Source organism: Vreelandella zhanjiangensis DSM 21076, assembly GCF_000377665.1.
Classification (GTDB): Bacteria; Pseudomonadota; Gammaproteobacteria; order Pseudomonadales; family Halomonadaceae; genus Vreelandella; species Vreelandella zhanjiangensis.
This window is the reverse complement of sequence record NZ_KB898649.1, coordinates 78,352-93,221: the sequence shown is the minus strand read 5'-3', so window position 1 is coordinate 93,221 and position 14,870 is coordinate 78,352. Positions and strand designations below refer to the sequence as shown.

The window sequence follows — 14,870 nt, the reverse complement described above, 5'->3', positions numbered from 1 at the left end:
GGATCTAAGCGATAGAACTAGGGTAAATGTTGATATTGCAGGGGATAATAATAATTAAAGCTAAGTGGTAGGGTCAGTCTTAATAATGAGTTGTCGAAACTTAAATTTTTAGTACTTTTTAATATTTTTGTATTTTTTATAAATAGTTGTAGCCATTTGTCTTTAGAAGTGAAGGTTTAGCAAGCATAAACGTATATTATGGCAAAATAAACATAATGGAACTTTCATAGAGTGCAATGTATTAGATAAGTTGTCGTTTAAAAATAAATCTTTTGATAAAAGTTGGATAGCGCGTTAACGCATGATTGGATATGCTTTATCAAGATGCAATGAAGTGGGCAATTGTAAGCAAAATGAGCGTTTATTGACTATATAAATCATCTGGTCATTCAAAAGAAGGGCCGTTAGTTGATCCTTTAAAATAATGAGTTTTTTGGTAAAAACATTGAGGGGAAGGCCATGGCTTCTGACATGCAATACCAAGGAAAATGCCTTTGCGGTGCTGTGGGCGTGACTATCACCATGCAAGATAATCATATAAGCGTTTGCCACTGCTCAATGTGTCGAAGATGGGGTGGCGGGCCTCTTTTTGCCGCCGAACCTGTCCGTGACGTAAGTTTTACGGGCGATGAATATGTCGCGACCTTTAGTTCCTCCGAGTGGGCTGAACGTGGATTCTGTAAGCAGTGTGGTACGCATTTGTTTTATCGATTAAAACAGGAAGAACACTATGCTATTCCTGTCGGTTTGCTGGAGAGTAGCGACTGGGAATTTACCGAACAGATTTTTATCGACCATAAGCCCGAGTTTTATACCTTTGCAGACGATACCCACATGCTAACGGAGGAGGAAGTGTTTGCTCAGCATGCAAACAAGTCGTAAGCAGCTAATAACGCTAAAATACCATTGAGCAGACTGAATAGAGAACGGTCATCAGGAGGAAAGATGAGTTTTCTGGTCAATATCGATGTCGATGATCTTGAAAAGGCAATCGACTTCTACCGTTCGGCGTTTGAACTACATGTCGGGCGCCGTTTTGGCGTATTCGGAGTTGAGATGTTGGGCAGTTCAGCGCCGGTCTACCTACTTATGAAATCACCTGATTCAATTGCTGTACCTGAGACTCGCCTACAGCGCTGTTACAAGCGGCACTGGACTCCCGTTCATTTGGATTTCGTCGTCGATGATATAGAAACGGCCGTTCAGAGGGCGGTTTCTGCTGGCGCACAGATCGAAAAGCCTGTCACGACCCAGGAGTGGGGTAAGCTTGCGCTGTTGGCTGACCCGTTTGGGCATGGGTTCTGCTTTGTTGAGTTTCTGGAAGGTGGATACGATGCGCTTGTAGAAGAAGAAGCATAGCTATTTTAGCTATGCAGTTTTTTCCACTGTCGCTTCCAGCGCATCAATCATTCTTCTTGCCGCATTGGAAAGCGTACGGTTGGTATGCACCAGATAGCCAAGCGGCCTGTGTATCGGAGCGGTATCGATACTTAGCTCGACCAGTTCGCTATCCACCATGCCCTCGGGTAATAGGCTCCAGCCAAGCCCGACGCTGCACATCATTTTCAACGTCTCTAGATAGTTGGTCGCCATGCTCACTGGTAAGGTAAACCCGGCTTCAGCAAACCGTTGTTCAATCAATGTTCGGGTAAACGTCATTGCTCCCGGCAGCACACACTTGTACTGGCATAGCGTTTCAAGCGTGAGTTCAGAGGCTTGGGCTAACGGGTGATCCGGGGCGCAAACAAAGCATAGCCGGTCACGCCAGAGCTTGACCACATGGAGTTGTTCAATAGGGTGGGGCGCAAGCGTTACCACCGCGAGTTCAAGCGTGCCATCCTGTACGCCCTGGTAGGCGAACTCGGAATCGAGAAAGTGCAGATCTAGCTCAACCTCCGGATGGTGCTGAGTATAGTGCTTGAGAATGGGCGGCAGGCGGTGCAGGCCAATATGATGGCTGGTCGCCAGCGTTAACCGGCCGCCGACCTGCCCAGAAAGATTGGCAAGCGCGCGTCGGCTATCCTCTACTGCTGCAAGGATCCGCTTGGCCTGGGGGAGTAATAAATGGCCGGCTTCCGTAAGCGATATACGCCGGCCTATCCGATCAAACAGCCGCGTGCTGACCTGTGATTCCAGCGTGGCAATACGTTTACTGACCGCGGGCTGGGTCAGGTAGAGCTGCTCGGCAGCCCGCGAAAAGCTTTGAGTTTCGGCAACGGCTAAAAACGCCTGTAGGCTTTGGGTATCCATGCGGGGTTCCGTCGCTAAGTTCTTACTGGTATTCCAATGTGGAATCGTATCTATAAATAACATGAATTGCTTTTATGCGCGACACGCGTGACACTCGTTGCATCACTGGCGCAAAGACGTCAGCGCAAAAAACTAGCAGGGCGCTTGCCCGGGAGAGCCATATGTCAGGTCAAACCCTTTACGACAAACTCTGGAATCAGCACCTGGTGAAACAGCGTGATGATGGCACCGCGTTGATTTATATCGACCGTCAGCTGCTTCACGAAGTGACCTCTCCACAGGCGTTTGAAGGTCTGCGCTTGGCCAAGCGTAAGCCATGGCGTTTGGATGCCAACTTGGCGACGCCGGACCATAACGTACCTACCACGTTGAAAGAGCGCGCCGAAGGCAACAGTGGCATTAAAGACCCGGTGTCGTTGATTCAGGTACAAACCCTGGATGACAACTGCGTTGAGTACGGTATCGAAGAGTTCAAGATCAACGACCCACGCCAGGGCATCGTACACGTAGTAGGACCGGAGCAGGGCGCAACGCTGCCTGGTATGACCGTGGTATGCGGTGACTCCCACACGGCAACACATGGTGCGTTTGGTGCGCTGGCCCACGGCATCGGCACTTCTGAAGTCGAGCATGTGCTGGCGACGCAATGTTTGCTGGCGCAAAAAATGAAGAACATGCAGGTGCGCGTGGAAGGCGAGCTTGGCCTCGGCGTAACCGCAAAAGACGTGGTGCTGGCAATTATTGGAGAAATTGGTACCGCAGGTGGTACTGGCTACGCGATTGAGTTTGCCGGCAGCGCGATTGCCTCGCTTTCCATGGAAGGCCGCATGACCGTGTGCAATATGGCCATTGAAGCCGGTGCCCGGGTGGGGTTGATTGCTGTTGACGACACCACCATCGATTACCTGGCCGAGCGCCCCTTTGCGCCGACTGCCGAGCAGTGGGAGGCAGCGGTGGCTGACTGGCGTAAGCTGGTATCGGATGACGATGCCACGTTCGATAAAGTGGTTACCCTGAAAGCTGAAGATATCGAGCCGCAGGTTAGCTGGGGAACCAGCCCTGAAATGGTGACGGGTATTTCAGGCCAGGTACCGGACCCCAAGGCGGCGCTGGATGAAACCGTACAGCGCAGCCATACCCGCGCGCTTGAATACATGGGGCTGCACGCCAATCAAAAAATCACCGATATCAAGCTCGATAAAGTGTTTATCGGTTCGTGCACCAACTCGCGTATTGAAGATTTGCGTGAAGCCGCCAAGGTTGCCCAAGGTAATAAAGTGGCCGACACGATCAAGCTTGCCATGGTCGTGCCGGGGTCTGGCCTGGTGAAACGTCAGGCGGAAGCCGAAGGGCTGGATAAGATCTTCATCGACGCTGGTTTCGAGTGGCGCGAGCCGGGCTGCTCCATGTGCCTTGCCATGAATGCCGATAAGCTGGGCGCAGGCGAGCACTGCGCATCGACCTCCAACCGCAACTTCGAAGGGCGTCAGGGGTACGGCGGTCGTACGCACTTGGTAAGCCCTGCGATGGCGGCGGCGGCGGCAATTGCTGGCCACTTTGTTGATGTACGCAGTTTATCCGCCAACGATGCTACCCACGCCCAGGAGGCTTGAGCCATGAAAAAGTTTACTCGTTTCGAAGGCGTGGTTGCCCCGCTTGATCGCGCGAACGTCGATACCGATTTAATTATTCCCAAGCAGTTCTTGAAATCGATCAAGCGCACGGGGTTTGGCGTTAACCTGTTCGATGAACTGCGTTATTTAGATGAAGGGCAGCCGGGGCAGGATTGTTCCAATCGCCCGCTGAATCCTGATTTCGTGCTCAATCAGCCGCGCTTTAAAGGGGCTGAGGTGTTGCTGGCCCGGCGCAACTTTGGCTGTGGCAGCTCGCGTGAACACGCGCCCTGGGCGCTGGAAGATTTCGGTTTTAAAGTCGTCATTGCGCCAAGCTTTGCAGATATTTTTTACAATAACGCGTTTAAAAACGGCATATTGCTGATCACGTTAAGCGAAGAAGAAGTGGATCGTCTGTTTGCCGGCGTTGATGCTAACGAAGGCTATCAGCTGGATATCGACTTGGAGCACCAGCGGGTCATCACGCCGGGTGGCGAAACTCTTGAGTTTGAAGTGGACGCGTTTCGCAAGCACTGCCTGCTCAACGGCCTGGATGATATCGGCATCACGCTGCAAGATGAAGATGCGATCCGCACCTTTGAGCAGAAGCACAAGGATGCCCGGCCCTGGCTGTTCCGTCAGCCTGCCTGATTCAGCTCAATAAAAGCTATTCAGAATAGCTAAAAAGACATACATAGCGCGGTGCAACCCCATTGCAACGCGCTAAGCGGCGCCAAGCCGTGCTGACACTCTATTAAGGATTTAACATGACCCATAAGGTGCTTCTGTTACCCGGCGACGGTATTGGCCCCGAAATCGCGGCTCAGGCCGCGCGCTTGTTAAAAGCCTGCCAGGAAGCGGGTTTGGATATTGACGTTGAAGAAGCCCTGGTCGGTGGCTCGGCTTATGATGTGCACGGCGAGCCGCTGCCCGCTGAAACGCTGGAAAAAGCCAAAGCGGCCAGCGCTATTCTGCTTGGCGCGGTGGGTGGCCCTAAATGGGACAAGATCGAAGATCTTTCCAAGCGCCCCGAAAAAGGCCTGTTGGGCCTGCGCAAGAACCTGGGGCTGTTTGGCAACCTGCGCCCGGCTATGCTCTATCCGCAGTTGGCCAGCGCCTCCAGCCTGAAACCTGAATTGGTGGCAGGCCTGGATATCATGATCGTGCGTGAATTGACCGGCGGCATTTATTTTGGCCAGCCGCGGGGGATTGAAGAGCGCAACGGTGAGCGTGTAGGCTTTAATACCTACATTTATTCTGAAAGCGAGATTGAGCGCATTGGCCGCGTGGCGTTTGAAATGGCCCAAAAGCGCGGCAAGAAGCTTTGCTCGGTGGACAAGGCCAACGTGCTGGAAGTCACTATCTTGTGGCGTGAAGTGATGGAGCGTCTGGCACCGGAGTACCCGGACGTCGAGCTTTCGCATATGTACGTGGATAACGCCGCGATGCAGCTGGTGCGCGCCCCGAAACAATTCGATGTGGTCGTGACGGGCAACATGTTTGGCGATATTCTTTCTGATGCCGCCGCCATGCTCACCGGTTCCATCGGTATGCTGCCTTCAGCCTCGCTGAATGAAAGCGGTCAGGGTATGTATGAGCCTTGCCACGGCAGCGCGCCGGATATCGCCGGGCAAAATATTGCCAACCCGCTGGCCATGATGCTGTCGGTTGCCATGATGCTGCGCTATTCGCTTAATGAAACGGCCATGGCAGAGCGTATAGAAGCCGCGGTGGGCAGCGTACTGGACGATGGCCTGCGCACTGCGGATATCGCTTCTGAAGGCATGCGGACTATCGGCACCGATGCAATGGGCGATGCCGTATTGGCCGCATTTGCAAAATGTTAATTGTATTCAAAGCGTGCTAACTAATTGATCTGAAAGTGTGACGGCTCGGCCACTCAAAAGGGTGGCCGACGCCATTTATAAGTTTTGTGTATAATATTGGTCTCATTCTTTGCTGGAGGACTTCACATGTTGAAAGTCGGTTTCGTAGGATGGCGTGGCATGGTGGGCTCTGTGCTGATGCAGCGCATGCAGGAAGATGGCGATTTTAACGGTATTGAGCCCATCTTTTTCACGACCTCCCAGGTAGGCCAGCCTGGCCCCGATATCGGCGTAGACGTACCTCCGCTTAAAGATGCGTTTGCCCTTGAAGACCTGAAAGCGCTTGATGTGATTGTGACTTGCCAAGGGGGCGATTACACCAAGGAAGTCTACGCAGATCTGCGTAAAAACGGCTGGCAGGGCTACTGGATTGATGCAGCCAGTACGCTGCGCATGGAAGACGAAGCCACTATCGTGCTTGACCCGGTTAACCGCAAGGTAATCGATGAGCAGCTTGCCAAAGGCGCCAAGACCTTTGTAGGTGGTAACTGCACCGTTAGCCTGATGCTGATGGGCCTAGGTGGCCTGTTTGAAGCCGATATGGTCGAGTGGATGACCTCCATGACCTATCAGGCAGCTTCTGGCTCTGGCGCCAAGCACATGCGCGAACTGCTCAATCAAATGGGTCAGCTGCGTGATAGCGTTGGTGAAGAGCTCAAGGATACATCGAGCGCAATTCTGGATATCGATCGTAAGGTAACCGCTGCCATGCGCGGTGGCGACTTCCTGACCGATAACTTCGGCGCACCGCTTGCCGGTAGCCTACTGCCGTGGATTGATACCAAGCTTGAGAACGGCCAGAGCCGTGAAGAGTGGAAAGGCTTCGTTGAGACCAACAAGATCCTGGGCCGTGGCGACAAGCCTGTACCCATTGATGGTCTGTGTGTACGAATCGGCGCCATGCGTTCGCACAGCCAAGCCTTCACCATCAAGCTCAAGCAGGATGTGCCGCTTGATGAAATCGAAGATCGCATTGCCAAGCACAATGAGTGGGTCAATGTGATTCCTAACGATAAAGACGCCACGGTTGCAGGCTTAACGCCCGCCGCCGCGACCGGTACGCTGAATATTCCGGTAGGCCGCCTGCGCAAGCTGAATATGGGCGGAGGATATCTTTCTGCATTCAGCGTAGGCGACCAGCTGTTGTGGGGCGCCGCCGAGCCGCTCAAGCGGATGCTGAAAATTTTGCGCGAGCAATAAATCAGCACGGCAAGTGTTAGCCAAAAAAACGGGGAGCTTTTAGCTCCCCGTTTTTTTTATGTCATTCATAAGATATGAATACATTAGGTCAAATAGGTGCATGCGTTTATCGCTTAACCATGTTAAGTATACTTGGTGATTGTTGTAGGGCTGCACAGCGTTGTGCATTGATAAATCAAGAATTGGTTGGGTCACGTGCCGAAAAAAACTTCAAACTATCGAGCTGCTCTAAACGCCGTTGCATGGCTGGCGCTGGCTTCGCTAAGTTCATTTACATTTGCCATTGAATTAGGGCCGGCCTCTGTTTCTTCGCCTCTGGAAAGCCCTTTAAGCGCTTCTTTACCGCTACTTGATTCTGACGCCTATCCGTTAGATGAATTACAGGTACAAGTTGCCAATGAAAACGCATTTTCCGACGCAGGGCTTGAGTGGATATCAACTATTCAGCCGGTGAGTGTTGCGCTTGAAGAGCGAGAGGGTCGTCGGCAAATTATGTTGAGTTCGCAGCAGCCGGTTACCGCTCCCTGGCTGGATTTATTACTCACGCTAGACTCTCCAGAAGGACAACAAACCCATACCGTTACCCTATTGTTCGACCCTGTTGGTTACTCTTCGATTACTTCAAACCCAGAGACTCAGGATAGCGCGGTTACCACACTTGATGTGTTGCCGGGGGATACGCTGTGGCGTATCGCCGAGCGTAGCAAGCCAAGTGAGGTCAGCATTCAGCAGATGATGCTGGCATTGGTCGAGGCCAACCCCGATCTTTTTCCTGCCGGTAATATTAATAGTTTGCGTGCTGGGCAGGTGCTGGCGGTACCCAGTGCGGCTCTGGCGTTAAGTCGTTCACCTGGCGACGCTGCGCAAACCGTTCGCACAATGGTGAGTGAAGGGCAGTATTCATCTACTTCTGAGCCATTGCTATTGTCCCAATCTGAAACGCAGCCAACGTCTGAACAGGATAAGCCATTAACGTCAGCCTCATCTGAGGGCGTCACTTCCAGCGCTGCCGATTCCAGTGAGGAGAAGACCGCGCAGAACAGCGCCATTGCGGAGCTTGGAGTGCAGTTAGCGCAAAGCCAAGCGAGCCTGATAAGAGCCCAGGAAGAACGCGAGCAGTTCCGTGTCGAGCTTGATGAAATGCGCCATAGCATTGATTTATTAAAAGAAGACATGGCGGCTCAAGCTGCCTCACCCAGCATGCAAGCATCGAGTGCAGGTGCCGCCACACAGATGGCGCTCGACCGACGTACGCAAAACACTGACGGCGTGCTAAACCGCCTAAAGCGCAACCAACAGTCGCTCGTCTGGGGCTTAGGCTTGCTGCTGATAGGACTGCTAGTGGCAGGACTTTGGGGATTTTTAAGACGTCGTAAAGTGCTGACGTATGATGATAAGCAATACGTGGAAGGCGCAACATTAGCTGAGCCGAAAGTGTTTCGGCCTACCGGTACAGCTTCTGAGAAAACAGCGTCTCCGCCATCTTTAAATATACCGTTATCTTGTGATGTTGAGCGCAGCAGTTCATTAGCCGGCGGCGAAATGGTAGATCATAAGCAAGACCCATTCTTCACCAGCGTGGCGAGAAGTCAGGCGGCAGGTTTAGCTGTACCCCTTGCAGCAAAGCCCGTGGACCTTTCAGAGACACAGTGGGAGATCGAAGAGGTAGCATTCGAGTCTCGAGGCCGGGATAATAGCTGACCTTTCAAATTTAATGACGTGGCTTGATGACGCTGTTCTACCACTTTGATGAAACACAACCGCTGAAAGGCCGCTTGGCGATGGGCATTGAGTACGATGGCTCGCGTTTTTGCGGCTTTCAGCGTCTAAAACATGCTGCTTCTGTGCAAGCAGCTGTAGAAGATGCCCTGACGAAGGTGGCCAGTGCGCCTGTCCAGATCCATGCCAGCGGGCGCACTGATTCGGGTGTTCACGCGACGCGCCAGGTGATTCACTTCGACCCCCCCGCCGAGCGCACTGAGAAAGCCTGGATTTTTGGCGTCAATACAAACCTGCCGCGCGATGTAGCCGTGCGCTGGGTAAAGCCGGTATCGGACGACTTTCATTCACGCCTGGGGGCGCTTGGCAGACGCTATCGCTATTTAGTGCTTAACCAGATCAGCCGCCCCGTTCTTGAGCGTACCAACGTGACGTGGTGCCGTGATCCACTGGACGCGGATGCCATGCATCGAGCCGCGCAAGCGCTCGTTGGCGAGCATGACTTCTCAAGCTTTCGTGCGGCGGGCTGCCAGTCCAAGACTCCATGGCGGCAGATGCATTTTGTCGAAGTGAAGCGCTATGGCCCGCTGGTGGTAATTGATATTCAGGGCAATGCGTTTTTGCACCACATGATTCGCAATATCGCCGGAGCGCTGATCAGCGTGGGGCGTGGCGCGCAAGATGATCAGTATATTGAACGTTTGCTGGCACTTAAGGATCGTAAGAAAGGAGATGTAACAGCACCTGCGTGCGGGCTGCATTTCGTTGACTCGATTTACGATGAGCGCTTTGAGCTGCCGATGGAGCCGGTAGGGCCTAATCTGCTCGCGTTTACCGGTGAATGGACTGGCGAGCGTGAATTACCTGACAACCCCAGGATTGCGGCGCGGCGTAAACTTAGCTTTGCCAAGAAAACGCCTGACCCGGCACAGGAGGCGCTCGATGAAGATACTTAGCCCCATGCGCACGCGAATCAAGTTTTGTGGGCTTACCCGCCGTGAAGATATCGAGCAAGCGGTCAGATTGGGAGTGGACGCGCTGGGCTTTGTTATGTGGCCTAAAAGTGCGCGCAGTATTACCGTTGAGCAGTTGGCAGTCCTTTCTGCCGATGTGCCAGCGTTTGTTACCCGGGTTGGGCTATTTGTTGATCAACCCGTTGAGTTGATTGAACAGTGCTTGCCGTACCTGGATCTGATTCAGTTCCACGGCAATGAGTCTCCCGAGTTTTGTGCTCAGTTTGGTCGCCCTTGGATAAAGGCCCTGCGCATGCATGAGAGTGTCGATCTGGAGAAAGCGGCGGCTGACTATCATCAAGCGCAGGCACTGCTTCTTGATGCTTATCGTCCGGGCATTCCTGGCGGCACGGGCGAGACGTTTGATTGGGCGAGAATCCCCGCAGAACTGGCAAAACCTGTTATCCTCGCCGGTGGGTTAACGGTTGAAAATATTGCTTTGGCCGTTCAACAGGTAGCGCCTTATGCCGTTGATGTATCTGGTGGAATTGAACTGACACACGGCTGTAAGGACGTTGATAAAATGGCGTCGTTTGTCAGCCAGGTCGCGTTCGCCGACGCGCGTTAAGCACACTGCGCAGCTTGCCTCATTTGGCTGCGTCCTATGTTTATTCAATGTTTGCCTTGTCTGGCAATCTCGTGAGGTATCTCTGTGACTGTCTCCGTAACTGGCTCAGCAACTGGTGATTCTAAAACCGCTTCTGAAACCGTTTCCGAAACCCGGTTCAGCGACCTAACCCGAATGCCCGACGCCCGTGGCCATTTTGGCCCCTATGGTGGCCGGTTTGTATCAGAAACTCTGAGCTTTGCCTTGGAAGACCTGGAAAAGACGTACTTAAGTCTGCGTGACGATCCCGCTTTTCAGGCCGAGTTTGATTATGATCTTGCCCATTATGTCGGACGGCCGTCGCCGCTCTACCATGCCAAACGCTGGTCAGAGTCTCTGGGCGGGGCACAAATTTGGTTAAAGCGTGAAGACTTGAACCATACCGGCGCTCATAAGGTGAACAATACGATTGGTCAGGCACTGTTGGCCAAAAAAACCGGTAAGCCCCGCGTTATTGCTGAAACCGGTGCGGGTCAGCACGGCGTGGCGACGGCAACAGTTGCTGCGCGGTTGGGCCTTGAGTGCGACGTGTATATGGGCGCTGAAGACGTGCAGCGCCAAAAGCTCAATGTCTATCGGATGCGCTTATTAGGCGCGCGAGTTATTCCGGTAGAGTCAGGTACGCGCACCCTGAAAGACGCCATGAACGAAGCGCTGCGCGACTGGGTAACGAATGTCGATAATACGTTTTACATTATCGGTACGGTAGCAGGGCCTCATCCGTATCCGCAGCTGGTACGCGACTTTAACGCAGTTGTCGGGCGTGAGGCGCGGCGCCAGTCGCTTGAACAGATCGGCCGCCTGCCGGATGCACTGATAGCGTGTGTTGGCGGTGGTTCCAATGCGATCGGTCTGTTTTATCCGTTCGTCGAGGACGACGATGTTGCGATGTACGGTGTGGAAGCCGGCGGCGACGGCATTGAAACCGGCCGCCATGCAGCACCCCTCTCGACCAATGCGCCGCGTGGCGTGCTCCACGGTAACCGCACATATTTGATGTCCGACGAGGCGGGGCAAGTGTCGGATACCCATTCGATCTCAGCCGGGCTTGATTACCCAGGTGTTGGTCCTGAACACTCGCTTTGGAAAGATGTCGGCCGGGTTAATTACGTAGCGGCAAACGATAAAGAAGTGTTGGAAGCGTTTCGCGAACTGACGCAGATGGAAGGCATTATGCCCGCGTTGGAATCCGCTCATGCACTTGCTCATGCCAAGGTGTTGGCGCCAACGATGCGCCCTGATCAGCATATTGTGGTCAACCTTTCTGGCCGTGGTGATAAAGACATCATGACCGTGGCCAAGATTGATGGCATCGAATTTTAAGAGCAGCTTTTAAGGACCGTTTTTAAGAACAGTTTTTAAGAACCGTTTTAAGGACAAGCATGAACCGTATTGATCAGCGCTTCAGTGAACTCAAGCAGCAGGGCCGTAAAGCCCTGATTCCGTATATTACGGCAGGCGACCCGGCCCCGCAGTACACCGTTGGCTTTATGCATGCGCTTGTTGAGGCGGGCGCCGATATTATTGAGCTTGGCGTACCGTTTTCAGATCCAATGGCAGATGGCCCGGTTATTCAAAAGGCTTGTGAGCGCGCCTTGAAACACGGCACGCGTTTAATTGACCTGCTGGATATGGTTGCTGAGTTTCGCCAGGTCGATACTAAAACGCCGGTTGTGCTCATGGGTTACTTGAATCCGATTGAGCGGATTGGCTATGAAGCCTTTGCTGATAAGGCGGCGGCAGCAGGGGTTGATGGCGTATTGGTCGTTGATATGCCGCCTGAAGAGGCTGATGAGCTTGGTCCGCTATTAAAAGTACGTAATTTAGCTGCGATTTTCCTTGTCGCGCCTACCACTTCCCATGCGCGAGCCGCTACAATATGCGCTCACGGTGAAGGGTACCTTTATTATGTTTCGCTGAAAGGCGTCACCGGTGCGGCAACGTTAAATGCAAACGACGTTGCTGAGCATTTAAAACCGCTGCGTGATATGACCGATCTGCCGCTCTGTGTGGGCTTCGGTATCCGCGACGGTGTTACGGCGGCTGAAGTCGCCAAGGTGGCTGATGGGGTGATTGTAGGTAGCGCCCTGGTTAATCGTATTGCCGAAAATGTAGAAACGCCTGAAATTATCGCCGGTCAGCTTAGAAGTGTGTTAGCAGAAATGCGCACCGCGATGGACGCCTAACGCTGCCCCTCATCGTCTACACTGAATCGATTGACGACACTCATCAAGCTTGGCGTTGCCAGGCATTGACGTAAACGGAAGACTTTCTGATATGAGCTGGTTAGACAAGATAGTGCCCTCCATGGGGCGTATCCAGCGTAAAGACCGTCGCGCTAGCGTGCCCGACGGCCTCTGGCGTAAATGTCCCAAGTGTGAAGCCGTTCTCTATCTTCCTGAGTTAGAGAAGCACAACAGTGTATGTCCTAAATGTGACCATCACTTGCGGCTAACCGCACGCAAACGCTTGGACTGGTTCTTGGATAAAGAAGGGCGTGAAGAAATTGCGGCAGAGCTTGAGCCCAATGATCGCCTGAAGTTCCGCGACTCCAAAAAGTACAAAGACCGTTTTACGGCGGCGCAAAAAGAGACTGGCGAAAAAGATGCGCTGGTCTCCATGCGTGGCAATCTAGACGGTCTGCCGGTCGTTGCCGTTGCCTTTGAGTTTACCTTTATGGGCGGCTCGATGGGTGCTGTGGTCGGCGAGAAGTTTGTTCGCGCGGCGACGCTTGCGCTTGAAGAGCGTATTCCGCTGGTCTGTTTTGCCGCGTCAGGCGGCGCACGTATGCAGGAAGCACTGTTCTCTCTAATGCAGATGGCGAAAACCTCGGCAGCACTTGAGAAACTTAAGCAAGCGGGTGTGCCGTATATTTCAGTGCTCACAGACCCTGTCTTTGGTGGTGTCTCTGCGTCACTGGCGATGCTGGGCGACTTGAATATTGCTGAACCCAATGCGCTGATTGGTTTCGCTGGCCCTCGGGTTATCGAGCAGACCGTACGCGAAACATTGCCTGAGGGTTTCCAGCGTAGCGAGTTCCTGCTTGAGCACGGTACGGTTGATATGATCGTGCATCGCCATGAAATGCGGTCTCGCGTGGGCGGTATGTTGCGTAAACTGACCCATCACGATGCGCTCTCAATCACCGATGAGTTGGCAGATGAAGTAAACGTCGCCGAACCGCTGGTTGATGAAGCCCATATCGCTGATGAGGCGGAAGCACTTCATAACGACACCAGCACAGAGACTACCGATAAGAGCCATGAATCACACCGCAATGCCTAAATCCTTAACAGAGTGGCTGCATCACTTAGAAACCCTGCATCCTGTAGGGATCGATTTAGGCCTTGAGCGCGTGTCACACGTTGCAAAGCGTATGGGGTTGCTTGGCAGCCCTATCGCCAAGCGTGTTGTGATTGTGGCAGGTACCAATGGTAAGGGTTCGACCCTTGCCATTATGGATGCCGTTGCCCGAGCCCACGGGCAGCGTGTTGGCGCCTATTCCTCTCCACACTTGTTGCGGTATAACGAGCGCGTGCGCATCGATGGCCAAGAGGCGGAAGACCAGCTCTTGGTCGATGGTTTTGAGCGCGTAGAGCAGGCACGCCTGCAGGCGCCTGAAATAAGCCTTACCTATTTTGAAGCGGGCACTCTTTGCGCGCTGTGGTGCCTGGCGAATGCCAACCTTGACCTGGCTGTACTTGAAGTTGGCCTGGGTGGTCGGCTGGATGCCGTCAATATTATTGATGCTGACGTGGCCGTTGTGACCACTATTGCTCAGGATCATGCGAATTTTCTGGGCACCGATATTTCGCAAATCGGGCTTGAAAAAGCGGGTGTTTTCCGGCCTCTTCGCCCAGCGGTGCTAGGCAGTCAGTCGCTACCCAGCAGCGTTGCGGATACCGCTATTGCACTGGCCGCACCGGTATATCGGCTAGGCTTGGCGTTTAGCCACAGTGCCGATAAAGAAGGCCGTAAGCCATGGTGCTGGCATGGATTGACAGCCTCAGGGGATACGATTTCTATTGATGCGCTTCCCGATCCTGGCCTGCCCATTGATAACGCGGCAACTGCGCTGCAAGCGCTGGCAATGACGGGACTTACGCTAATCCCGAAAGCCACGCAGGCCGCTCTGGCTAACGTGCAATTGCCGGGCCGTATGCAATGGATAGGGCAGTGGTGCCTGGATGTAGGGCATAATCCCCATGCGGCTGCCTATCTGGCGGATCGCTTGCCAGCACCGCCGGAAGATGGCCGGCAGTGGGCATTAATTGGCATGCTAAATGACAAGGACGCCGATGGGGTTATTGCCGCTCTGGCGTTGCGTATTTCTGACTGGGTCTGTGTAACGCTTGAAGGTGAGCGGGGCCGGCCGGCTGCTGAGCTTGCTGAACGTATTACCGCTCAGGGAGGACGCGTACATCATTGCGCAGACTCGCCTGAAGCCGGTGTGGATTTTTTAGCCCCATTGCTTAACGCTCAAGATCGTATTTTGGCAACTGGTTCATTTTTCACCGTCGCAGCCCTGCTAGCTAGGCCCCTGCCACAGGCCCTGTAGCTCTTTAGGCTAGTCTCGCTCAAG

The 14,870-nt window shown here is 53.3% G+C and carries 14 protein-coding genes; 13 read left to right on the top strand and 1 reads right to left on the bottom strand.

Going from position 1 to position 14,870, the window contains the following annotated elements; genetic code table 11:
- Window positions 1-459: 459 nt before the first annotated feature.
- Together D467_RS0109435 and D467_RS0109430 are read left to right on the top strand one after the other, a co-directional pair.
- The gene (locus D467_RS0109435; protein ID WP_026285697.1) at window positions 460-882 is read left to right on the top strand and encodes a GFA family protein; all 423 of its coding nucleotides are present in this window, start codon (window positions 460-462) and stop codon (window positions 880-882) included.
- 63 nt (window positions 883-945) lie between these two features.
- Window positions 946-1,359, top strand: coding sequence for a VOC family protein (locus tag D467_RS0109430; protein ID WP_018917265.1), 414 nt, complete (start codon window positions 946-948; stop codon window positions 1,357-1,359).
- 9 nt (window positions 1,360-1,368) lie between these two features.
- Here the strand turns inward: D467_RS0109430 and D467_RS0109425 are convergent, their stop codons facing one another.
- Window positions 1,369-2,250, bottom strand: coding sequence for a LysR family transcriptional regulator (locus D467_RS0109425; RefSeq protein WP_018917264.1), 882 nt, complete (start codon window positions 2,248-2,250; stop codon window positions 1,369-1,371).
- A 161-nt stretch (window positions 2,251-2,411) separates the two neighbouring features.
- Between D467_RS0109425 and leuC the strand changes: the two genes are divergently transcribed.
- The 11 genes from leuC to folC all read left to right on the top strand — a co-directional run bounded on the left by leuC (window position 2,412) and on the right by folC (window position 14,846).
- Window positions 2,412-3,863 (top strand): 3-isopropylmalate dehydratase large subunit, encoded by a 1,452-nt coding sequence (gene leuC / locus D467_RS0109420; RefSeq protein ID WP_018917263.1) that lies wholly within the window; start codon window positions 2,412-2,414, stop codon window positions 3,861-3,863.
- A gap of 3 nt (window positions 3,864-3,866) precedes the next feature.
- Window positions 3,867-4,514 carry a 3-isopropylmalate dehydratase small subunit gene (gene leuD, locus D467_RS0109415; RefSeq protein ID WP_018917262.1) on the top strand — a complete coding sequence of 216 codons (648 nt, stop codon included), beginning with the start codon at window positions 3,867-3,869 and terminating at the stop codon, window positions 4,512-4,514.
- A 116-nt stretch (window positions 4,515-4,630) separates the two neighbouring features.
- Window positions 4,631-5,710: a 3-isopropylmalate dehydrogenase gene (gene leuB, locus D467_RS0109410; protein ID WP_018917261.1), complete on the top strand. Its 1,080-nt coding sequence runs from the start codon at window positions 4,631-4,633 to the stop codon at window positions 5,708-5,710.
- A gap of 126 nt (window positions 5,711-5,836) precedes the next feature.
- Complete coding sequence (gene asd, locus D467_RS0109405; protein ID WP_018917260.1) at window positions 5,837-6,949, top strand: aspartate-semialdehyde dehydrogenase; 1,113 nt, start codon at window positions 5,837-5,839, stop codon at window positions 6,947-6,949.
- Window positions 6,950-7,144: 195 nt separating this feature from the next.
- Window positions 7,145-8,650: a type IV pilus assembly protein FimV gene (locus D467_RS0109400; RefSeq protein ID WP_155826469.1), complete on the top strand. Its 1,506-nt coding sequence runs from the start codon at window positions 7,145-7,147 to the stop codon at window positions 8,648-8,650.
- 26 nt (window positions 8,651-8,676) lie between these two features.
- Window positions 8,677-9,624 (top strand): tRNA pseudouridine(38-40) synthase TruA, encoded by a 948-nt coding sequence (gene truA / locus D467_RS0109395; RefSeq protein ID WP_018917258.1) that lies wholly within the window; start codon window positions 8,677-8,679, stop codon window positions 9,622-9,624.
- The gene (locus D467_RS0109390; protein WP_018917257.1) at window positions 9,611-10,249 is read left to right on the top strand and encodes a phosphoribosylanthranilate isomerase; all 639 of its coding nucleotides are present in this window, start codon (window positions 9,611-9,613) and stop codon (window positions 10,247-10,249) included. Before truA ends, D467_RS0109390 begins: the two co-directional genes overlap by 14 nt.
- Before the next feature lie 174 nt (window positions 10,250-10,423).
- Window positions 10,424-11,611, top strand: a complete 1,188-nt coding sequence (gene trpB / locus D467_RS0109385; protein ID WP_026285696.1) for a tryptophan synthase subunit beta — start codon at window positions 10,424-10,426, stop codon at window positions 11,609-11,611.
- A gap of 59 nt (window positions 11,612-11,670) precedes the next feature.
- Window positions 11,671-12,474 carry a tryptophan synthase subunit alpha gene (gene trpA / locus D467_RS0109380; protein ID WP_018917255.1) on the top strand — a complete coding sequence of 268 codons (804 nt, stop codon included), beginning with the start codon at window positions 11,671-11,673 and terminating at the stop codon, window positions 12,472-12,474.
- 91 nt (window positions 12,475-12,565) lie between these two features.
- Complete coding sequence (gene accD / locus D467_RS0109375) at window positions 12,566-13,573, top strand: acetyl-CoA carboxylase, carboxyltransferase subunit beta (RefSeq protein WP_026285695.1); 1,008 nt, start codon at window positions 12,566-12,568, stop codon at window positions 13,571-13,573.
- Complete coding sequence (folC, locus tag D467_RS0109370; protein WP_244147820.1) at window positions 13,551-14,846, top strand: bifunctional tetrahydrofolate synthase/dihydrofolate synthase; 1,296 nt, start codon at window positions 13,551-13,553, stop codon at window positions 14,844-14,846. The genes accD and folC overlap by 23 nt, the downstream gene beginning before the upstream one ends.
- Window positions 14,847-14,870: the final 24 nt, after the last annotated feature.

Coding starts and splice junctions, on each gene's coding strand:
- D467_RS0109435 (WP_026285697.1), top strand. CDS start 460: ATGGCTTCTGACATGCAATACCAAGGAAAATGCCTTTGCGGTGCTGTG.
- D467_RS0109430 (WP_018917265.1), top strand. CDS start 946: ATGAGTTTTCTGGTCAATATCGATGTCGATGATCTTGAAAAGGCAATC.
- D467_RS0109425 (WP_018917264.1), bottom strand. CDS start 2,250: ATGGATACCCAAAGCCTACAGGCGTTTTTAGCCGTTGCCGAAACTCAA.
- leuC (WP_018917263.1), top strand. CDS start 2,412: ATGTCAGGTCAAACCCTTTACGACAAACTCTGGAATCAGCACCTGGTG.
- leuD (WP_018917262.1), top strand. CDS start 3,867: ATGAAAAAGTTTACTCGTTTCGAAGGCGTGGTTGCCCCGCTTGATCGC.
- leuB (WP_018917261.1), top strand. CDS start 4,631: ATGACCCATAAGGTGCTTCTGTTACCCGGCGACGGTATTGGCCCCGAA.
- asd (WP_018917260.1), top strand. CDS start 5,837: ATGTTGAAAGTCGGTTTCGTAGGATGGCGTGGCATGGTGGGCTCTGTG.
- truA (WP_018917258.1), top strand. CDS start 8,677: ATGACGCTGTTCTACCACTTTGATGAAACACAACCGCTGAAAGGCCGC.
- D467_RS0109390 (WP_018917257.1), top strand. CDS start 9,611: ATGAAGATACTTAGCCCCATGCGCACGCGAATCAAGTTTTGTGGGCTT.
- trpB (WP_026285696.1), top strand. CDS start 10,424: ATGCCCGACGCCCGTGGCCATTTTGGCCCCTATGGTGGCCGGTTTGTA.
- trpA (WP_018917255.1), top strand. CDS start 11,671: ATGAACCGTATTGATCAGCGCTTCAGTGAACTCAAGCAGCAGGGCCGT.
- accD (WP_026285695.1), top strand. CDS start 12,566: ATGAGCTGGTTAGACAAGATAGTGCCCTCCATGGGGCGTATCCAGCGT.
- folC (WP_244147820.1), top strand. CDS start 13,551: ATGAATCACACCGCAATGCCTAAATCCTTAACAGAGTGGCTGCATCAC.